This is a genomic window from Synechococcus sp. RedBA-s (assembly GCF_024345495.1).
In the GTDB taxonomy this organism is placed as follows: domain Bacteria; phylum Cyanobacteriota; class Cyanobacteriia; order PCC-6307; family Cyanobiaceae; genus Regnicoccus_A.
In genome coordinates this window covers 1-20,016 of the sequence record NZ_JAGQBF010000016.1, presented here as the reverse complement: position 1 = coordinate 20,016, position 20,016 = coordinate 1, and the positions used below count along the sequence as shown (strand labels likewise).

Here is a 20,016-nt window from a genome sequence, read left to right as displayed (position 1 = left end):
ATCGACCGCCGCAGATTTGCTGCGGCCCTGGCCCTTGACTCTCCAGCCAAGGGGAGGCCATACGGTGAGGTGTCCTGACACTGTCGCCATGCGCCCGTCCCGCTTCGCCGCCACCTTGATCGGGCTCGCCTCTGCTCTCAGCGTGGTGGCTCCTGCCCTGGCCCAGATGCCAGGAGGCATGAATCACGAAGGGCACCAAGGCATGCCAGGGATGATGGATATGCCTGGGATGTCTGCCCCTGCCGGATCCGCCCCGGCCCATGCCGGCCATGCCCATGACGTGGGCCCCGCCGGCTCCACCTACGACCTGCGCTTCATCGACGGCATGGTGCAGCACCACACCGGGGCCCTGCGCATGAGCGAGTTCGTCTTTGGCATCGGCCAGCCCGGTGTGGGAGCGCTCGGCAAAACCATCTGGCGCGATCAGGCCAACGAGATCCGGGCGATGGGGCTCTGGCGCAAGGCCTGGTATCCCCAGGCGCCTGTTTATCCAGTGGCCCTGGCCACGGGAGGCGATCCCAACCGCCTGGCGGGCCTAACCCGCATGAGCCAAGCCCAGATCGATGGCATGCGGATGATGAGTGAGCTCCCCACGAGGGACAACCGGGTGGTGTGGTTCCTCGAAGGGATGCTCCACCACCACGGCGGGGCGCTGATCATGGCCCACGACGCCCTTGCCAAGAGCACCAATCCCACGATCCGCCGTTTCGCGCGAGGCGTGATCGTGGCCCAGCGGGCCGAGATCATCGAACTGCGGCGGATGCTGGCGGTGGATGGATTACGCAAGAGCGAGTTTCACAACTACGACGCCCTTTTTGCGCTCTGATTGTTGGCGTTCTCATCCACCACCTCCAGCACACCTCGCACCATGTTCATGCCGCAGTGGAAGGGATAGACGCCAGCCTCCGTGGGCGGCAACTCCAGGCTGGTGGTGGCCTCAAGGGGTAGATCAAGGGTCTTGTGGAAATCGGGGAAGATCACCTGGGCCACGCAGCCACTCGGATCGATGCGGTGAAACGACAGCCTCAGCGGCCTGCCTGCCTTCACCTGAAATCTCGAGGGCGCATAGCCGCCATCGACGGTGATGGTGATCTCCTGTACTCCGGCCTCGCCGTCGCGAGCGGTGACGCCACCGCCATGGCGACCGAGGAACCACCAGAGTTCCCAGACGATTAGCAGCAAGCCAACCATGGCCACCAGCCCTTTGAGAGCCACGGGTTGATCGATGGTGCGCCAGAGGGGCGCTGTGGCAGCAAGGATCAGCATCAGGTGGTTGGAAGAGGTAGGCGTGTGGGGCGGAAGTTCCGCAGCCTCAGGGCATTGCTCACCACCGACACTGAGCTGAAGGCCATGGCGGCGCCGGCGATCATCGGGCTCAGCAACCAGCCGGTGAGAGGGAACAGCAGGCCGGCGGCGATCGGGATGCCGGCCACGTTGTAGGCGAAGGCGAAGAACAGGTTCTGGCGGATGTTGGCCATTGCGGCGCGGCTGAGCTCAATCGCCGCTGGCACCCCGGCCAGGTTGCCGGAGATCAGGGTGATGTCGCTGGCCGCAATCGCCACATCGGTGCCGGTGCCCATCGCCAGGCCCACATCGGCCTGGGCCAGGGCCGGAGCGTCGTTGATGCCGTCGCCCACCATCGCCACCGGGCCATCCCCCTGCTCCTGCAGCTTGCGAATCATCGAGGACTTGTCGGCGGGACGCACTTCGGCGATCACCCGCTCGATCCCCACCTGCGCGGCCACCACCTCGGCGGTACGGCGGGCGTCGCCGCTGAGCATCACAACCTGCAGGCCCAGGCGCCGTAGGGCCGCCACTGCGGCCGCTGAACTGGTTTTGAGGGGATCGGCCACGCCGAAGCAGGCCTCGATCCGCCCGTCCACCACCACGGCCGCCACACTGCAGGCGGCAGCCTCGAGACGGTCCACCAGGGGCTTGAGGGTGGTGGTGTCGATGCCGAGCTCCTCGAACCAGCGAGGGGTACCAACCCGCACGAGTTGACCGGCGATTGATCCCTGCACGCCGCGGCCGGCCACCGCCTCGAAGCCCTCCACCGCAGTCAGTGCGCCGTCCTTCATCTGGCTGCGGGCATAGGTCACGAGCGCTTCGGCCAGGGGATGTTCCGAGCGAGACTCCAGCGCGGCAGTGATAGCCAGCAGGGTGCTGGCCGGAAGTCCACCACCGTTCAGCCGCTCGAAATCGGTCACCTCCGGCTGGCCGCGGGTGAGGGTGCCGGTTTTGTCGAGCACGATGGTGCGCAGCTTGCCGGCCGTCTCCAGGGCCTCGGCGCTGCGGAAGATCAGCCCGTTCTCGGCCCCCTTGCCTGAGGCCACCATGATTGAGGTGGGCGTGGCCAGACCCAGGGCGCAGGGGCAGGCGATCACCAGCACGCTCACCAGAAACAGCATCGCCAGCACGGCGTTGCCGCTGATCAGGAACCAGACCACGAAGGCCGTAATCGCCAGGGCGATCACCACAGGCACGAACCAGCCCACCACCTGATCGGCCAGGCGCTGCACCTGGGTGCGGGAACTCTGGGCCTGGCGCACCAGCTCCACGATCTGGGCCAACACCGTGTCGGCCCCCACCCGGCTGACGCGGAAGGTGAAGCTGCCGCTGCGGTTCATCGAGGCGCCGATCACGGCATCACCGGCCGCTTTGGCGACGGGGGTCGGCTCACCGGTGAGCATCGATTCCTCCACCCAGGAACTGCCTTCGCTCACCTCCCCATCTACCGGGATCTTTTCGCCGGGACGCACCTGCACCAGGTCCCCCACCACAACCATCGACACCGGAACGTCAACCGGTTGCCCATTCCGCAGGACCCGTGCGGTGGGGGGTTGGAGCTGCAGCAGCCGCCGGATGGCTTCTGAGGTCTGCCCGCGGGCCCGGGCCTCCAGCAGGCGGCCCAGCAGCACCAGGGTGAGGATCACCGCGGCGGTTTCGAAGTAGATGTCGGTCGGTAGACCTTCGGCGATCAGCACCTGCGGGAACAGGGTGGTGAACAGCGAGGTGAGGTAGGCGATGCCGGTGCCGGCCGCCACCAGGGTGTTCATGTCGGCGGAATGCTGCCGGAAAGCCGAGACGGCGCCGGTGAAGAAGTCACGCCCGCACCAGAACAGCACCAGTGTGGTGAGGATCAGCTGGGTCCAGGGACTGGTGAACCAGAGCGGCAGGAAGGAATGATGCCCACCTCCGAGCATGTGGGGCAGGCTGGAGACCACCACCAGGACCGTGAGCACAGCCGCCACGCTGACCTTGCGGCGAAGCAGGGTGCGCTCACGCGCCAGCTCCCGCTCCATGCCGTCCGCCGATGCGGCTGGGACCTCGGCATGACAACAAGACGAGCTCGGGGAAGGGGTCATCCCTTCAAGCTAGTGGTGTCTAGTTATGAGGTGGTCTGACTTTTCTGGACAGGGCCCATCGTTAACCTGTGAGGCGGGGCACCGCTCCTGAGAAGGGGCTCCCACCGTTGGCGACGCCTTCTCCGAAGGAGTTGAGCAAACGCCGCACGCACAGCCCCGAGTTCAAGGCCAAGGTCGCCATGGAGGCGATTTCAGGTCGCAGGACGCTCCAGGAGATCGCTGCCGACCATGCGGTGCACCCGATCCAAGTGAGCCAGTGGACGAAGCAGTTGCTGGAAGGCGCCAGCGAGCTGTTCACGCGGGGGAAGACGACGCAGGCCAAGGACGAAAGCCAGGCCAAGGAGGCTGAGCTGTTCCAGCAGTACTGCTGCGCAGAAACCTGACGGCTACGGCAAGCTTCAGATGGAGCTGGAGTGGCTTAAAAAAGTCTCAACTGCTCTGATGCCCGTGAACTGCGCAAACTGGTCGACCATCACCACCCTGAGCTCACGGTCAGCCGTCAATGTGAGCTGCTGGGACTGCCTCGATCCACGCTCTACTACCGACCTGCACCGGTGCGCGAATCGACGCTGCAGCTCATGGCCAGGATCGACGCTTTCTACCTGGAGGATCCCTGCAGCGGCAGTCGCCGAATGGTGGGCTACCTGGCCAGAGAAGGAATCCCGATCAGCCGCGACCGCGTGCGAAACCTCATGTGCCGCATGGGTTTACGGGCGATCTACCAGAAGCCTCGCACCACGGTGCCAGGCGAGCCAGCGGAGAGATTTCCATGCCTGGTGGACCTCAATCAGGTCACGACAGTCGATCAGGTATGGGCAACCGACATCACGTACATCCCGCTGCAGAAGGGCTTTTTGTACCTGGTGGCGGTGGTTGATCTCTTCTCCAGGCATGGGCTCAGCTGGAAGCTCTCCAACAGCCTTGACACGGAGTTCTGCCTGGATGCCTTGGGCATGGCGCTGGGCAATGGCCGCAAGCCAGAGATCTTCCACTCCGATCAGGGCTGTCAGTTCACCTCTACGGCCTTCGTGGGCAGGCTCAAGGCAGAAGAGATTGAGATCAGCTGGTCGGGCCATAGACGCTGCTACGACAACATTTTGGTGGAGAGGCTGTGGCGCACCGTCAAGTATGAGGAGGTGTAGCTGCGTACCTACAGCGATGGCTGGGAGGCGGAAGTCAGCCTGGCCCGCTTCCTGTGGAGGGATTGCCATGTAAGACCCCACAGTGCACTGGGAGGCAGAACTCCCCAAGAGGTCTACATTGAGAGCGAACCCTTTTCCTCCCGCCCTGGGCTAACGATGTCAGGGGCTAAATCTGTCCAATAAAAGCCATCCACCTCACTATCCCTTCACAAAAAGTGCGCCGCCGCAGCCAGCCTTGACGGACGTTGACCCCGCCCGGACTTCCGGATCAGCAGCTTGTGCAAGGTGTCCGCGAGCAGAACCACCACCGGTGCCAGCGCGATCGGACCGAGGTAGTCGAGCGGGAAGCGGGCCATTTCAAACGTGGCGGCGATCGGGGCCACCAGCACCAGGGTGCCGGCCACCACGGGCTCGCTGAGAAAGCCCACCCACAGCAACGGATTGGGGATGGACAGCAGCTCCCAGAAGGGGCGCCGGTCGCTGCGGCAGGCCAGCAGCGCTCCCATCTGGCCGGCCACGATCAGGCAGAAGGCCACCGTGGAGGCCTGGTGCTGAATTGCCTGCACCGCAGGCGCGGCGCGGTGGTGCAGCAGATCGGGTGCCAGCTGCTGCAGGGCGGCCAGGTCGACGCCGTTGTTGTGCCACACCAGCAGATATCCCGCCATCGAGGTCAGTCCCTCCACAAGCCCCAAAACCAGATAGGCCCGCACCATCAGGGGCCTGTTGAGCAGGGGCAGTTCGCGTGGGCGTGGTGGTTCGTGCATCACCCCCGCCTCTGGGGCCTCGGAGCCTAGGCCCAGGGCCGGCAGCAGATCGGTGCCGAGATCCACCGCCAGGATCTGCAGCACCGTGAGGGCGGCCGGAATCCGCAGCAGCACCATCGCAAGGAACGGCACGACCTCCGGCACGTTCGAAGCCAGGATGTAGGTGATGAACTTGCCGATGTTCGCCACCACCGAGCGGCCGAAACGCACGGCCTCCACGATCGTGGCAAAGTTGTCGTCGAGCAGCACGATGTCGGCAGCTTCGCGGGCCACGTCGGTGCCTGTGATGCCCATGGCCAGGCCCACATCGGCGGCCCGCAGGGCCGGTGCGTCGTTGACGCCATCGCCGGTGACAGCCACCACTTCGCCCAGGGCCTGATAGGCCTGCACGAGCCGCAGTTTCTGTTCCGGGGCCATGCGGGCGAACACCAGACGGTGGCGATATTTAATAAGTTGCCGCAGATGAACGTCGCTGATCTGGGCCAGGGTGGAGCCCTCGATCACCCTTACGGGATCGGCACCGGCACTGCCGAGATGCGCGTTGGGTCCGCGCCCCTCGGCGGATGGCGGCTCCAGCAGACCGATCTGGAGGGCGATCGCCTGGGCCGTGAGTCCGTAGTCACCCGTCACCATCGTCACCCTGATGCCGGCGTCGCGGCAGCGGCGGATGGCGTCTGGCACTTCGGGTCGGGGCGGGTCGTAGAGGCCCAGCAGGCCGAGCAGGGTCTGGCCAGATTCCAGGACCTCCGCCGGCGCCGAATCAAGCTCAACCGCCCCGGGTCGCAGGGCCACGGCGATCACCCGGAAGCCCCGGGCGGCCAGGTCGTCGTTAGCGGCCACCACCCGCTGGCGTCGGATTCCATCGAGCGGTTCGCTGCCAGCAGGTGTGAGCCAGTCGTCGCAGCGCTCCAGCACCTCCAGCGGCGCGCCCTTCGTGATCACCAGGCTGCCGCCGGCGGCGATCGGCAGCGACGGGTCGTTCCAGGTCACCAGCACCGTCATGCGGCGACGATGCGAATCGAAGGGAATCTCGCGTAGGCGCGGGTGGAGGCGCTGCCGCTCCGCCACATCCAGGCCGGCGGCCTGCGCAGCTTGCAGCATTGCCGTTTCGGTGGGATCACCTACGGCACCACCGGCATCAAGGCGGGCGTTGCTGCACAGGGCAGCCCCCTCCAGCAGCAGCCGATGCAGCTCCTCGCCGGGAACCGGCAGCCAGGTTTCCTCCACCGCCATGCGGTTGCAGGTGAGGGTGCCGGTCTTATCGCTGCAGATCACGCTCACCGAACCCAGCGTTTCCACTGCCGAAAGACGCCGCACCAGCGCCTTCCGCCGCGCCATCCGCTGCACATTCAAGGCCAGCGCCAGGGTGACGGTGGGCAGGAGACCCTCGGGCACGTTGGCCACGATGATCCCGATCGCGAAGACAAGGCTCTCCAGGGGTGTCATGCCCACGAACACCAGGCTCAAGGAGAAGGAGAGCAGGCCCATGGTGATCGCGATCGTGCTGATCGTGTGCACGATGCGGGCCACCTGCTGCTCGAGGGTGCTGGCGCTGCGCGGAGTGCCTGCTGTGAGATGGGCCACCTGGCCGAATTCGGTTTCGGAGCCGGTGGAATACACGATCGCCTCGCCCCGGCCGGAGGCAATCGTGCTGCCCGCCAGCAACAGGTTGGGCCGCTCGCCGGTGGGCAGGCGCAGCTCGGCCTGATCGGCAGGCAGGTCGATGGCCTCACGCGCCACCGGCACCGATTCACCGGTGAGCACCGAAAGGTCGACGCGGAGCTCATGGCTCACGCTGACGCGGCAGTCGGCCGGCACCCGATCACCCTCCTCCAGCAGCAGCCGGTCGCCGGCCACCAGTTCCTCAGCGGAGCGGAAGCCCAGCGTTCCGTCGCGCCACACCTGCACCTGGCGGGGCAGGGAGCGGGTGAGGGCGGCCAGGGTTCGCTCCGCCTGGAACTCCTGCCAGAACGAGAAGAGGCCATTGATCAGCACCACTGCCCAGATCGCCCAACCCAGCTGCGGCGTTCCGGCCACGAAGGCCAGCACCCCTGCGATCCACAGCAGCAGGGCCATGAAGTGCACCATCTGGTCGAGGAATCGCAGGGCCAGGGGCCGGCGTTTCAGGGGCGGCAGCCGGTTGGCGCCAAAGTCCTCCAAGCGCTGCTCCGCCTCCGGTTGGCTGAGGCCCTCGGGAGTGGTGTGCAGGCTCGGATACACCTGCTCCAGCGGCAGTGACCAGATCGGCTGGGCGGCAGAAAGCAGCACCGGGTTCAACAGGCTGGGTTGCCTTCAGGATGACCCGGCTGGATCCGATGGAGTGTCGACCATCGACAAGGCGTTGATGCCGTTTAGATCCCGGGGCTGGCCAAAAAGCGGCGTCTGAGCCACAACGACACGTACACCAGCGCTACCAGCACCGGCACCTCGATCAGGGGGCCGATCACACCGGCCAGGGCCTGGCGGGAGCTGACGCCCCAAACGCTGATGCTCACGGCAATGGCCAGCTCGAAGTTGTTGCCGGCGGCGGTGAACGCCAGGGTGGCGGTTTTCGCATAACTGAGTCCGCTGCGGCGACCCAACGCGAAGGCCACGGTCCACATGATCGCGAAGTAGAGCAGCAAAGGCACGGCCACGCTGGCCACCGTGAGCGGATCGGAGGTGATCGCCTGCCCCTGCAGAACGAACATCACCACGATCGTGAACAGCAGGCCGTAAAGCGCGAACGGGCTGATGAACGGGATGAAGCGCTGCTCGTACCAGCGGGGCCCTTTGAGGCGCAGGCCGATCCGGCGGGTGAGGAAGCCCGCGGCCAGCGGCAGCCCCAGGAACACCAGCACCGCCTTGGCGATCTCCTCCATAGAGAAGGTCACGTCTTCGGTGGCCAGGCCCAGCCAGCCGGGCAGGATCTTCAGGTAGAACCCGCCCAGCAGGGCATAGGCCAGCACCTGCACGATCGAGTTGATCGCCACCAGCAGGGCGGCCGCCTCCCGATCCCCCTGGGCCAGATCGATCCAGATCAGCACCATGGCGATGCAGGGGGGCCAGGCCGATCAGGATCAGCCCGGTGCGGAACTCCGGTTGGGTGGGCAGGAACAGCCAGGCCAGGGCGAACATCAGCGCTGGTCCCAGACCCCAGACCAGCAGCAACGACAACCGCAGCAGCCCCCGATCCCGCGCCGCCCGGCCAAGCTCCTCGTAGTGCACCTTCGCCAGCACGGGGTACATCATCAAGAGCAGCCCCAGGGCGATCGGCAGGGAGGTGTTACCGATCCTCACGGCATCGAGCCACCCCTGGATGGCGGGGAAGAAGCGGCCAAGCAGCAGCCCGCCGGCCATGGCCAGCAGGATCCAGAGCGGCAGGTACCGATCCAGCAGCGACAGCCTGGCCAGCACGGCACGTTCTTTGGGGGTTGGGCCGCTCATTCGCAGGGGCTCGCCGGCTTGCCGCACTGGGCGCCCAGCTCCGCCAGCCAACTGCGCAGTTGTTCGATCACTTCTGGGCGCAGTCTGTAGTAGATCCAGCGACCCTCCTGCCGATCGGCCAGCAGCCCCGCCTCCTTGAGCACCTTGAGGTGGAAGGAGAGCTTCGACTGGGCCAGGCCCAGATCGGCGGTGAGATCGCAGACGCAGCGCTCGCCGCCGCCGAGTGCCTCGATCACCCGCAGGCGTAGCGGCTCGGCGAGGGCCTTGAGCAGGGCTCGGGCCTGATCGGATTGGATGGGCGGACTGGCAACAGCCCCTGGATCGGCCATGTGATCAGCAACACGCCTTGAATCAACTCTAGTTGATCTATGGTCGTAGCACCGCGGGCTTTCCGAATGAAGATCGGCATCAATGGCTTCGGACGCATCGGCCGCCTGCTGTTCCGCGCCCTCTGGGGCCGCCCCGGCATTCAGCTGGTGCACGTCAACGACCCGGCCGGTGATGCCGCCGCCGCCGCTCATTTGCTGGAGTTCGACTCGGTGCATGGCCGTTGGCCCCAAGCCGTGGAAGCGAACGGGACGGGCTTCCTAGTGGAGGGCCAGCCCGTGGGCTACAGCCAGCAGAAGGATCCCACCGCCGTGGCCTGGGCCGGCGCCGGTGTGAATCTGGTGCTCGAATGCAGCGGCAAGATCAAAACCCCCGAAACTCTCGAGCCCTACTTCACCGCGGCGGGCCTCAAGAGGGTGATCGTGGCCTGCCCGGTGAAAGGGGTGATCGCCGGTGAGGAAGCCCTGAATGTGGTGTACGGAGTCAATCACCACCTCTACGAACCCAGCCGCCACCGACTGCTCACCGCCGCCTCCTGCACCACCAACTGCCTGGCCCCGGTGGTGCAGGTGGTGCAGGAAAGCTTCGGCATCCGCCACGGTTCGATTACCACCCTTCACGATGTGACCAACACCCAAGTGGTGGTGGATGCCTTCAAAAGCGACCTGCGCCGGGCCCGCTCCTGCCTGCAATCGTTGATCCCCACCACCACCGGCTCGGCCCGGGCGATCGGGATGATCTTCCCCGAGTTGCAGGGCAAGCTCAACGGCCACGCCGTGCGGGTGCCGTTGCTCAATGCCGCCCTCACCGATGCGGTGTTCGAGTTGGAGCGTGCCGTGACTGCGGACGAGGTCAACGCCGCCTTTGAGGCCGCCGCCAACGGGCCGTTGCAGGGAATACTCGGCTACGAAACCCGGCCGCTGGTGTCGATCGACTACGTCAACGACTCCCGCAGCGCCATCGTCGATGGCCTCTCCACGATGGTGACGGGCGGCACCCAGCTCAAGGTCTACGCCTGGTACGACAACGAGTGGGGCTACAGCTGCCGGATGGCTGACCTGGCCTGCCACGTGGCTGCGTTGGAAAGTGCCGCCCTGGAAGATCCCGCCCGATGAAACACCTCACGGGATTGCAGCAGTACGCGGTTGTGACGGCCAATTACTGGGCCTTCACCCTCACCGATGGGGCCCTGCGCATGTTGGTGGTGTTCCACTTCCACCAGCTCGGCTACTCCACCCTGGAGATCGCCTTTCTGTTCCTCTTCTATGAGTTCTTCGGCATCGTCACCAACCTCTACGGCGGCTGGCTGGGGGCCCGCTTTGGGCTGCGGCTTACCCTCTGGGCCGGAACGCTGCTGCAGGTGGCGGCCCTGCTGATGCTGATTCCGGTGGCCGACGACTGGCCGCGCTGGTGGAGTGTGGCCTACGTGATGGTGGCCCAGGCGATCAGCGGCATCGCCAAGGACCTCAACAAGATGAGCGCCAAGAGCGCCATCAAGACCGTGGTGCCGGAAACCCCGGAAGACCACAGCCGGGGCGAGACCCAGCTGTTCAAATGGGTGGCGATCCTCACCGGCTCCAAGAACGCCCTCAAGGGGGTGGGGTTCTTCCTGGGGGGATTGCTGCTCACCACGATTGGCTTCAGCGCAGCCGTTGGGGCCATGGCCGCCGGCCTGTTTCTCTCCTTCCTGATCACCCTGGTGCTGCCTGGCGAGATCGGACGCATGAAGGAGAAGCCCGCCATCACGGCCCTGTTCTCCAAATCGAAGGGCATCAACGTTCTTTCTCTGGCCCGCTTCTTCCTGTTCGGTGCCCGTGATGTCTGGTTCGTGGTGGCCCTGCCGGTGTTCCTGCAGGCGGCCCTGGGTTGGAAGTACTGGGAGGTGGGCGGTTTCATGGGCCTCTGGGTGATCGGCTACGGGATCATCCAGGCCTCGGCCCCGGCCCTGCGGCGCAGCTGGGGGGAAAGTGCACCCCCGGGGGTGTCCGCCGTGCAGTTCTGGAGCGCTGTGCTGACGGCCATCCCCGGCCTGATCGCTATCAGCCTATGGCGTGACGTGGGCAGCCCCGGCATCGCCGTGGTGGTGGGCCTGGCCGCCTTCGGGGCCGTGTTCGCGATGAATTCCTCCATCCACAGCTACATGGTGCTGGCCTACACCGATGCCGAATCGGTGAGCCTCAACGTGGGCTTTTATTACATGGCCAATGCGGCCGGCCGGCTGCTGGGCACCTTGCTCTCCGGTGCCCTATTCCTGGTGGGCGGCCTGCAGGCCTGCCTGTGGGCCTCGTGCCTGCTCATGGCCCTGGCCTTCCTTTCGGGGATTCGTTTGCCACCGCCCCTACGACAGCAGCTCAAGGCCGCGTGATGCCTCCTGGAAACTGCCACACTCCAAAGCAATGGCGGAAGACCCGGTACTCGGCATCCAGATACTCCCTGGCATCGCACTCACCCAGGTCCTTACGGTAGGCAAACGCCTGGCCGTCATCCACCATCGCCAGGTTCAGATTCACCTCCCCGATCACCTCCGCCGCGGTGCAGCCGTAGCGGTCGACCGTCTGGGGAAGGAGCGTCACCGGCGCAGCCCACCACCGGCCGAGGGCTCCCCGGCAGCAACAACAGCCCAAGAGGCGATCACCATCTCCCGGCTGCCGCACGTTTGAGCAGCTGCTGCAGCGGGAGCAGGCGGGATCGCTGGAGCATTGTGGGCTGGCACTGGATTCGTGACACCCAGCTGCACGAGGACACCCATCGCTACCGGGATAATGGTGCTGGCGCAATGACGACACTGCGGACAGCGGCTTTGAACCTGCTGCGGCTGGCTGAATTTCAGTCGATCCGAGCCGGCATGCAGGCCGTAACCCACGACATCACGGCGCTACTGGTGATGGCGCGGCGACAGCCGGAGCCAAGCCCTTGCTGAAATTTTGAATCAGCCCTGCTCGCGCAGCGGCTGAGCCGAATGGTGGTGAATAGCTGGCAGCGTGCGGTAGCGGTAGAGCAGTGAGCGGTGGAACTGATCGCATCGCTCAGCAGCACCATCACTGCAAAAGCCCAGGCAGCGGTAAACACGGTTTTGGGGAGCTTTGCGGATTACGAGCAGCCGTGGGGCGCTGGCGAGAAAATCGACCCGATGCGCTGCTTCTGATACCTTTTGTCTTACGCTATAACCAGAATCTCGTATCGCGAGGGCTGACATGAACGCCGCCAGGATGTCCATTGCACTTGCCCTGATCCTTGGCTTGAGTAGCTGCTCACAGGAAGCATCATCCCAAACAAGTCCACCAGAAATCCATACCGCAACTCAGCTGTTCCAGTCTGGGAAGTTTGCCGAAGCTAGCAAGCTTTACGCGCTCAAGGCATCTGAAAACTCGCAGGACTATTACGCAACGCTCCAGTTGGCACGTATCGCAATTCTTTCCAACCGGCTTGACGATGCACAGAAGTGGTTGACGAAAGCAATTGCACTTAGGCCAGATGACGACGAGGCCAAGGTCATGCTGGCCGCAGTCTTCTATCGCGGCGGCGAATTCCAAGAGGCGGCAGCTTCCTTGAACGGCGTCGACGTCAGCACCAACAAGCTGCTGACGTCGCAGTATCCAACACTGAACATTGCGTTGCTGGAGAGTTTCAAGGATCAAAAGCCCTATGAACTACATGGCTCTGGCCAAAGCACGCGACTACCGTTCGTGAAAACCGATCCACTGCCGGTAGTCAGCGTGCGCGTCAACGGCGGTGACGCCGTCACCTTCTTCGTTGATACCGGTGCTTCGGAGGTCACGCTCGACAGGGACTTTGCCAGGGAGCTGGGCATGAAGCCGTTCGGGGTCGTGCAAGGAACCTTCTCGGGCGGACAGCATGGAGAGGTTCAGCTGGGGCGGATCGAGTCACTCAGCCTCGGGAATTGGACCATCAAGAACCTGCCAGTTTCAACACTTGCCCTGCGTCAACTCTCCCAGGACTTAGGCGTGAAGCGGATTGATGGAATCATCGGCACCACCCTCTTCTATCACTTCCTGGCGACCCTGGACTATCCGAAAGGTGAGCTTGTACTGCGCCGTAAAAGTGAAGAAAGTCGTGACCAGTTGGCGGCTTCCTCATCCGGCAAGATGGTCGCCATCCCGTTCTGGATAGCCGGTGATCACTTCATGGTGGCCTGGGGCCGTGTGGATAGCCTTCCACCCACGCTCCTCTTCATTGATACCGGACTGACGGGAGCAGGGGTCAAACTGGCAGAGTCAGTGATCAAGGAAGCGGGAATCAAACTGGAGGAGACCAAGGCCTACCAAGGGGCTGGCGGTGGTGGATCACTGAGAATCGTGCCGTATACGGTGCGGCAAGTCTCCCTCGGCAAAATACAGCAAAAAAACGTTGCCGGTCTCTACGATGGTCCGTTTCCTTGGCAAAACACATTTGACTTCCAGCTTGCTGGCATGGTTGGCCATGATTTCTTCAAGCCCTATGCGGTGACATTTGATTTTCAGGCGATGCAGCTTCTCCTGCAGCAGAAGCTGCCATCCAATGTCGTGCGAGCTTGGCCGTGAACCCGTTGCCTGTTCTTCTCGTCGCCGCTAGCGCCGGCACCCTGGCTATGGCGAACGCCGACATTGCCGGCCTGGTCACCATCGGTGGCGGCCGCAAGATGTATATGGAGTGCCGGGGCACGGGTTCCCCGGTTGTCGTGCTGGTGGCCGGCCTCAAGGGTTCCACCGAGGATTGGAAAAGCACGAAGCGATCAGAACCGACAGTCTTCTCAGGGGTCTCGAAAGTCACCCGGGTGTGTGCTTATGACCGCCCCGGAACGCCGGTCGGTGAGAAGCCGAGCCGCAGCGATCCGGTTCCGCAACCCACCACAGCGGCTGATGCGGTGGCGGATTTGCATGCACTGCTGAACGTCAGTGGTGAGGCCGGACCGTACGTGCTAGTCGGGCACTCGTATGGAGGTCTGGTCGTCAGGCTTTATGCGAGCACCTATCCCAAAGAAGTCTCTGGTCTCGTTCTCGTCGACGCTCTCGCTGAAGGGCTTCGGGATGCGGAAACGCCTGAGCAGTGGTCGATCCAGCGAAGACTGATGGAAGGCGAGATTCGGGAAAGCCTGCTCCTGTACCCAGCCTTGGAACGAATCGATCCAGACCACAGCTTCGACCAGATCCGCGCAGCCTCAGGGCTACGTTCACTCCCGCTGATCGTCCTGTCCGCCGACCGTGCCTGGGGCCCGCAATTGCCGTCCATGATTGCTGCGGGCCTGCTCCCGGCTGATGTACCGCCGGACTTCGGCTACGTGACCGATGCCGCACAAAAAAAGGCTCAGAAGCGGCTCGCCGAACTCGTGCCTCAGGCGAAACACATCAGCAACACCAACAGCGGCCACGACATTCACAAGGAGCAGCCTCAACTGGTAATCAACGCGATCCGTGAGGTCATGAAGGCAGTTCGTCGTGGGAGCAGGGCGCCATAGGGAGCCTGGACCATCTCCGGGGCGGCGATGCAGGCTAGGAGGATCGTCACTTTCTGGACGCCATCAAGCACCCGCAGCGTGTCGCCATCACCGACTGAGATGAGTGTGGCCGCCACGGCTGGGCCGACAGCGAACAGGACCCAAATGGACAGTGCAAGCGCACCCCTAAGGCTTGATCGCATTGGCACCGTCACACTTGGCATTCTTCTGGATCGCAGCTTCCTTGTTGAGAGCACTGGCCACGAAGCCGATTCAAGATCAAACAGCCTCAGTCGCTTTGCGTTCACTCGTGAGCTGAATCTGGACCTGCCAACACCGAGACACCTAAATCGGCATAGAACGTTTTCATCCTGGCCAAGTCAGCCTGGAACCATTGTGCGACCCAGTCGTGATAAGCCCGAGCCGCTTCACTCTCAGGAGCCGTGCCTGCCAAAACAGCTCCAATGAGGTGACCCGCCATCATGCCGGACATGATTGATCGCAGCACCCCGTGGGAGGACGCCGGATCCAGCGTGGCCGCCGCATCACCAACCAGAAACCAACCGTCGTGAGCCACTCTGGACGGCATCCTCCAGCTCACATCGACTCCACGAGTTCTCCTGAGGATAGGTAGTCCCTGAAACTCCTCCGGCATCCAGTATGGATCAATAGGCCCGCTGAAGGACAGTCGCGTCCATTGATACAGGCCCGGGCGGACCATCGCCGTCCACGTCCAGCCAAAGGCATCGCCCACAAGCGCCGGTGCGTCGTCGCGGACCGGACAGGAACCACCTACGTACCCATAGTTGGCAACGAGCCGTGATGAATACGCGGGGCACGCCAGGCCACGCATGCGGCACAGAGCGCGCGCACGTCCGGTCGCATCGACCAGCATCCTTGCCGTCAGAGGCCCAGCGCTGGTCAGGACCCCGTGTCTGCGCCCATCCGACGGACACACACCCGTGACCGCGCAGGGCCGCTTGATCACGACACCCACCTCAGCGGCACGGGCCAGTAACAACGCGTCGAATTCGGCACGCCTGACCTGATAGCCGCTCCAAGGACCAACGGCATCGCCGCCAAAGGCCACGAAGCGACGCTGTTTGCCCCAATCTACCCAAATCCCCGGATGACGCGCACCAACCACCGACTCCAAGCGGTCGCCCACGCCCAGCTGGGACAGCAATGGCTCCACTCCAGGGTGCAATGTTTCCCCTGGCCGTTCTTCCGCCTTGCGACTGCGCTCGAGCAGGCAAACCTTTAGCCCACGGGTGGCGCAGGCGATGGCCGCCGAGGCGCCCCCAGGCCCGCCTCCAACCACAATCACATCGGCATCGAGGTGTCGAGCTTCCATGGCTGGCCTTCACGCTTGATCAGAATGTCAGTGCCTGAAACGTAAGCGGTGGCCTCTTCGACAACCTTGACGAGGACCTTGCGCATATCACTAGGATCAGTGAATTCCTTTCCTTCCCAGCGATAAACATGGAAGAAATACAATTTAGGACCATTGACCTGCCAACTGGCTGCGGAACTAGCTGCGGCTGCAACTATCGCGTCCTTGTCACTTTCAACTGCGTTGCGGAACGAAAGTACAGCCCATTTCGCCTTTACCGACAAAATTTTCTCTGTTGCGGTTAGATCAACTCCATCTTTGAATTCAGTGTCGTGAATGCCAAGGCCCCAGTACACGGCCTCCATTGCCAAGATACGGGCTTTGTACTCCGCAAGATCAATCTGCGACGTCAATGCGGCGGTCATGGTACCGGCCAAGTCGATGTAGTCCGTCCGCCACGCATCGGTATAAACGGCATGGCGCTGGCCTGAAATGACGCGGAACTTCAGATCGGGACCGCGCACGCCATCCCAGGGCATGAACTGACCATTTGGCAAAGGGGCGCTGCCGATCTCCTGATCGGTGAGCGGGGCAATGGTGGGGTATGGATAGACATTTCCAGAAATCTGCTTGTCTGGTTGGAACACGCGTGTGGAGTCCGGCGCCACACCTGGCCAATAGGCACCCAGGGCGGCGCAAAGTTTGGCATCTTCAATAAACGGCGAACCTAGAGCATAACCTGCAAGGAATTTCTGTAGCGGCGTCTGCTCAGACGGAGAAGAAAAGTAGATGCCTTGGCTTGTCTCCCAACCGGGATCAAAGACCCCTGCCGCGCCATCAGGCATCCCTGTCTTTCCCCGTCTCAATGGACCGTTCGGCGTCTGCACGGCACCCGCTCTGGCCTTGATCGCACTGCCGGGTGAGGTGGTCCTATCCGGCTGGGTAATCATTGCTGTCACGGTCACATCATTGATGCTGAATCCAATGGGAAGCGTAATGTTGGCAGCAATTCGCGTCTGCGATAACGCCAGCGGGGGGATCGCCCAGAGTGCGTCACGAATCGGCTTCGGCACGTCTTGATTCCACCACAGCATAAGATCTCTTTGTTTCACCTTGGGGAAAAAGTCTGGCAGTCCAACCATGCAATAGGCAGGAATATTCGCATCAACAAGACCCGTCAACTGGGAGCACTTTGCCTCAATCCAACCATCGCCAGCTCCATCTGTATAATGCAGCGTATTGTAGCCTCCCTCTTTAATAATCTCTTTCAATTTGGGCTGGTCATTGAGGTTTTGGACATGCCCTCCCGGCAGCACACGATGGCGAATATTGGTAAAGCCTGGAGCGGGCCGCTGCGAATCCTGCGCTGCGTCCTTAATGCCATACCTTGGCAGGCCAGATGGGGGAGCTGGTAGCACCTGCAGTGATGATAGTTGTATATTTTCGGAGTCCTCAGTGTAACTACCATCCACTGGGAAGGTCAGCAACTGACCTTTGTAGCGGGCCTCGCTGGTCAAGGGTTGCGGTCGCGGTATCAGTAGCCCTGCACCATAATCAGACTTTTGTGACAACGAGCCGATGGACTCGTCCTTGATTAGGAACGGATAGTTCTCCAGGTCATCGCCCGACCAATTGTTCATTAAGCCCTGCACCATCAGCCACTTGTGGAACATGGCCAATGCGTCGTTGCGCAGTCCCCGCTCGAGTGTGACGTCCAAGTCGAGACCTGCTAGGCATTCGCGACCATCGAACAGCTTGTGAATCGGCACCCAAAACTTAAGATCACCGTCCACACTTTTCAACGCATCCTGGGGCCCAAACTGCTCTCGTTCCACGTCCGAACCACTCATCTGAATGGCCAGGTAGGGCGCGAACTGTCGCGGCATGACCCGGAAATCAAAGGGCCTCGCGGGATCGAGTGATAAAAAGCTCCTGCTGCGTGAGTCGTAGAACGGTTCAATGTTGCCCAGCCTTGCGATACCAGCACGGGCAAAGCAAAGTTCCGCATGGGTACCATGAACGGAATCAGGTCCGTCCTCATACTGCAGGGCAAAAGCCACGATGCCCAGCGGCCGTCCGGCGGCGCGCCGACGCAGGATATCCATCGTTGGAGGATTCACGCCATACACATAATTCAAAACTGCCTCGATCTCGGCCAGTGTCGGAAAGCTCTTTAGTTGGAGTCCGTTGCGACCAGCCACCACAGCTGGCGACGCGAAGGCGTGGTACAGCAGACTGCGATCGGGGAACCCAGGTTCAATCGCTCGCTTGGCAGAGAGATTGAAATCGCCAAAGCCCGGTACTGTCCGGTCAATCTGTAACGGCTTGGTTAGCTCATCCTTTAGGTTCGTGGAACCAATGTTCAGTTGACCATCAGTTGCCTCCAGCAGCAACTGTTGCCATCCTTGGGGTGCGAGTCGCTGGCAAGCAGCGCTGACGCGAGTGATCAAAGATTGGGTGCCCGCTGCACGGGCCAATTGACCCGAGCCTGTGATCATCACCCCCACTCCAGCTGTGCCGATTTTCAGAAACGTTCTGCGGGAGACCAGCATGGTGTTCCATTTCTTTTCTAATGTTTCAAGTCTCTAGCATTGTCCTCCAAAAGTAAGACGTTCAATTTGATCAATTCTCCCTACCATCGTCACATTACTTGATAGTCTGCCGTCTGGGTCGCTATACGCCCCTGCCCACATTTAAGCGAGTGGAGTGCAGATACTTATGCCTCCCACTCAACCCTGAATTCAGAGCAGCAACGAGCTTCCCCAATGTCTGATTCCCCATGCAAAATATGGAGGAGGCCAGCCGACAAATTGGCCAAACAATTCTTCATCAAGCATGCGAACATCAGGGCAAACTATGCTGGACTTGTATTTCTACACAGCCCCTATCGTTAACCTCTCAGGCGGGGCACCGCCCCTGAGAAGGGGCTCCCATCGATGAGCATGCGCCGCACACACAGCCCTAGTTCAGGGCCAGTGGCGCCATAGATTCGATCACTGACCGCAAGACGATCCAAGAGATTGCCGTCGATCACGCGGTCCATTCGGCTCTCGCACCAATGGATGGATGGATGGCTGCAGGAGCTCAATGGCCGCAATGTCCTCCGCTTCCACCGTGACCACACTGCCCGCTACGAGGCCTACGTCCTCATCGACCGTGGGGAGCCGATCCCGGGTCAGACAGCCCTGCTGAAGCGGCGGGAGAGGCTTTCCCGCAAGCGAGCGATCGGAGCAGTGGCAGAAGCTTCTCCAGGCGGGCTGGAGGCGGGTGGAGGCCCAGTGGTAGCTCAGATCACCCCATCGGGGCTGGTGCGGTCAAGCACCGCAAGCAGCTCCTTCAGCACCCGCCTCACGGCTGGCCCCTGCAGGCCTGACTGTGATCGAGGCCTCCGTCCTGGCGCAGCCCCTGGCCCTCTGGCGGGGCTCCGCCGACGCTCAGCAGCCAGCAGCCATCGCTGACTCCCTGGTGCTGAACGGCGGCCGAGCGGGGAACACTCTCAGCTGTCGCCACTGATGACCATGAGCCGCCTTCGCCTGAAGCAACGCCTAAGTCCAGGTGATCTGGCCTTCCTGGAGTGGCTCAGGCCGATCCTGTTGGAGACTAAGAGAGATGAGCTGGAGCACCTAATGGGCCTGCCCGACCCGGCACTCCGATGCACCACCTGAGCCCCTGCTCCCAGGACAGGTATTCAGCCCCCTGGAGCCCCGCTACGGTGCACCGCCTAGGAGGTGGCCGCATGACCCAACCTCAACCCGGAGCCCCAGCCATCCCCACCGCCACCGCCCGCCGCAGGACTCGCCCAACCGCCGACCCGTACGTAACTGAGATGCTGAACCCGACCCATTGGCGGTGGAAGCTGGCCATACCCCAGGCCCTGCTGGCCCAGCACGGAACCTCCGGCATCGCTCAGGCCCTGGCGGCCTACAGCCCGCACCCAACGGCGCTGGGGCTCCTGGAGGCGGGCTGCTGCTGCACCTTCGTCGTCTTCAGCAACCTTGAGCAAGCCAGCGCGGCGGCTGCCGCTATCAGGAGCCTGTGACCATGGCCAAGACCCCCGAGCCCAACCCCGCCGCCGACGACCTTCTCACCTGACTGCCCGACACAAGTCTGAGAACCCTTGCAACAGCATGCGTCTCAGTCAATGGGGTGGGCAGGGAGCCATGGGAGCTTGGGGCTGCGAAACCAATCCAATCCCCAGTGGATCCCCAGACCCGGCTCCATCGTG

18 protein-coding genes and 2 pseudogenes are annotated in these 20,016 nt (G+C 62.8%); 12 read left to right on the top strand and 8 right to left on the bottom strand.

Annotated elements, in window-relative coordinates; genetic code table 11:
• The first annotated feature begins 88 nt into the window (after positions 1–88).
• Entirely contained in the window at positions 89–826 is a 738-nt protein-coding gene (locus KBY67_RS08250; protein ID WP_255110555.1) for a DUF305 domain-containing protein, read from the top strand.
• Here KBY67_RS08250 and KBY67_RS08245 read toward each other — a convergent pair.
• Both KBY67_RS08245 and KBY67_RS08240 read right to left on the bottom strand, forming a co-directional pair.
• Complete coding sequence (locus tag KBY67_RS08245; RefSeq protein ID WP_255110554.1) at positions 802–1,266, bottom strand: cupredoxin domain-containing protein; 465 nt, start codon at positions 1,264–1,266, stop codon at positions 802–804. The two genes, KBY67_RS08250 and KBY67_RS08245, sit on opposite strands and share 25 nt — an antisense overlap.
• Positions 1,266–3,365 carry a copper-translocating P-type ATPase gene (locus KBY67_RS08240; protein ID WP_399214161.1) on the bottom strand — a complete coding sequence of 700 codons (2,100 nt, stop codon included), beginning with the start codon at positions 3,363–3,365 and terminating at the stop codon, positions 1,266–1,268. The genes KBY67_RS08245 and KBY67_RS08240 overlap by 1 nt, the downstream gene beginning before the upstream one ends.
• A gap of 131 nt (positions 3,366–3,496) precedes the next feature.
• Here KBY67_RS08240 and KBY67_RS08235 point away from each other — a divergent pair, with 131 nt between their 5' ends.
• The gene (locus KBY67_RS08235) at positions 3,497–3,748 is read left to right on the top strand and encodes a transposase (protein WP_255110553.1); all 252 of its coding nucleotides are present in this window, start codon (positions 3,497–3,499) and stop codon (positions 3,746–3,748) included.
• Between the two features lie 69 nt (positions 3,749–3,817).
• Positions 3,818–4,507 carry an IS3 family transposase gene (locus KBY67_RS08230; protein ID WP_315855570.1) on the top strand — a complete coding sequence of 230 codons (690 nt, stop codon included), beginning with the start codon at positions 3,818–3,820 and terminating at the stop codon, positions 4,505–4,507.
• Positions 4,508–4,713: 206 nt separating this feature from the next.
• Here KBY67_RS08230 and KBY67_RS08220 read toward each other — a convergent pair whose 3' ends face one another.
• The 3 genes and pseudogenes from KBY67_RS08220 to KBY67_RS08210 all read right to left on the bottom strand — a co-directional run bounded on the left by KBY67_RS08220 (position 4,714) and on the right by KBY67_RS08210 (position 9,026).
• Complete coding sequence (locus KBY67_RS08220) at positions 4,714–7,539, bottom strand: cation-transporting P-type ATPase (RefSeq protein ID WP_255110552.1); 2,826 nt, start codon at positions 7,537–7,539, stop codon at positions 4,714–4,716.
• 83 nt (positions 7,540–7,622) lie between these two features.
• A pseudogene (arsB, locus tag KBY67_RS14940) lies at positions 7,623–8,697 on the bottom strand (ACR3 family arsenite efflux transporter).
• Entirely contained in the window at positions 8,694–9,026 is a 333-nt protein-coding gene (locus KBY67_RS08210) for a helix-turn-helix transcriptional regulator (protein WP_255110551.1), read from the bottom strand. The pseudogene arsB and the gene KBY67_RS08210 overlap by 4 nt, the downstream one beginning before the upstream one ends.
• A 66-nt stretch (positions 9,027–9,092) precedes the next feature.
• Between KBY67_RS08210 and KBY67_RS08205 the strand changes: the two genes are divergently transcribed.
• Together KBY67_RS08205 and arsJ are read left to right on the top strand one after the other, a co-directional pair.
• Positions 9,093–10,139: an ArsJ-associated glyceraldehyde-3-phosphate dehydrogenase gene (locus KBY67_RS08205; protein ID WP_255110550.1), complete on the top strand. Its 1,047-nt coding sequence runs from the start codon at positions 9,093–9,095 to the stop codon at positions 10,137–10,139.
• Positions 10,136–11,389, top strand: coding sequence for an organoarsenical effux MFS transporter ArsJ (arsJ, locus tag KBY67_RS08200; RefSeq protein ID WP_255110549.1), 1,254 nt, complete (start codon positions 10,136–10,138; stop codon positions 11,387–11,389). Before KBY67_RS08205 ends, arsJ begins: the two co-directional genes overlap by 4 nt.
• On the opposite strand, the gene KBY67_RS08195 is transcribed toward arsJ, so the two are convergent.
• Positions 11,376–11,597: a thermonuclease family protein gene (locus tag KBY67_RS08195; RefSeq protein WP_255110548.1), complete on the bottom strand. Its 222-nt coding sequence runs from the start codon at positions 11,595–11,597 to the stop codon at positions 11,376–11,378. The genes arsJ and KBY67_RS08195 overlap by 14 nt on opposite strands.
• A gap of 434 nt (positions 11,598–12,031) precedes the next feature.
• Here KBY67_RS08195 and KBY67_RS08190 point away from each other — a divergent pair, with 434 nt between their 5' ends.
• The 3 genes from KBY67_RS08190 (at position 12,032) to KBY67_RS08180 (ending at position 14,479) form a co-directional block, all read left to right on the top strand.
• Positions 12,032–12,169 carry a hypothetical protein gene (locus tag KBY67_RS08190; protein ID WP_255110547.1) on the top strand — a complete coding sequence of 46 codons (138 nt, stop codon included), beginning with the start codon at positions 12,032–12,034 and terminating at the stop codon, positions 12,167–12,169.
• A 64-nt stretch (positions 12,170–12,233) separates the two neighbouring features.
• Positions 12,234–13,565 carry an aspartyl protease family protein gene (locus KBY67_RS08185; protein ID WP_255110546.1) on the top strand — a complete coding sequence of 444 codons (1,332 nt, stop codon included), beginning with the start codon at positions 12,234–12,236 and terminating at the stop codon, positions 13,563–13,565.
• Between the two features lie 47 nt (positions 13,566–13,612).
• Positions 13,613–14,479, top strand: a complete 867-nt coding sequence (locus tag KBY67_RS08180; protein ID WP_255110545.1) for an alpha/beta fold hydrolase — start codon at positions 13,613–13,615, stop codon at positions 14,477–14,479.
• 283 nt (positions 14,480–14,762) lie between these two features.
• Here KBY67_RS08180 and KBY67_RS08175 read toward each other — a convergent pair whose 3' ends face one another.
• Positions 14,763–15,812: an NAD(P)/FAD-dependent oxidoreductase gene (locus KBY67_RS08175; protein ID WP_255110544.1), complete on the bottom strand. Its 1,050-nt coding sequence runs from the start codon at positions 15,810–15,812 to the stop codon at positions 14,763–14,765.
• On the bottom strand, positions 15,782–18,343 hold the full coding sequence (locus tag KBY67_RS08170) for a hypothetical protein (RefSeq protein ID WP_255110543.1): 2,562 nt from the start codon (positions 18,341–18,343) through the stop codon (positions 15,782–15,784). Before KBY67_RS08170 ends, KBY67_RS08175 begins: the two co-directional genes overlap by 31 nt.
• A 510-nt stretch (positions 18,344–18,853) precedes the next feature.
• Between KBY67_RS08170 and KBY67_RS14935 the strand changes: the two are divergent.
• From KBY67_RS14935 to KBY67_RS08155, 4 genes and pseudogenes are all read left to right on the top strand, one after another.
• Positions 18,854–19,006, top strand: a pseudogene (locus KBY67_RS14935) (DUF1651 domain-containing protein); the annotation flags it as partial.
• Positions 19,007–19,166: 160 nt separating this feature from the next.
• Positions 19,167–19,304, top strand: coding sequence for a hypothetical protein (locus tag KBY67_RS08165; protein ID WP_255110542.1), 138 nt, complete (start codon positions 19,167–19,169; stop codon positions 19,302–19,304).
• Between the two features lie 5 nt (positions 19,305–19,309).
• Positions 19,310–19,456 carry a hypothetical protein gene (locus KBY67_RS08160; RefSeq protein ID WP_255110541.1) on the top strand — a complete coding sequence of 49 codons (147 nt, stop codon included), beginning with the start codon at positions 19,310–19,312 and terminating at the stop codon, positions 19,454–19,456.
• A 71-nt stretch (positions 19,457–19,527) separates the two neighbouring features.
• Positions 19,528–19,830, top strand: coding sequence for a hypothetical protein (locus KBY67_RS08155; protein ID WP_255110540.1), 303 nt, complete (start codon positions 19,528–19,530; stop codon positions 19,828–19,830).
• The last annotated feature ends 186 nt before the right edge of the window (positions 19,831–20,016 follow it).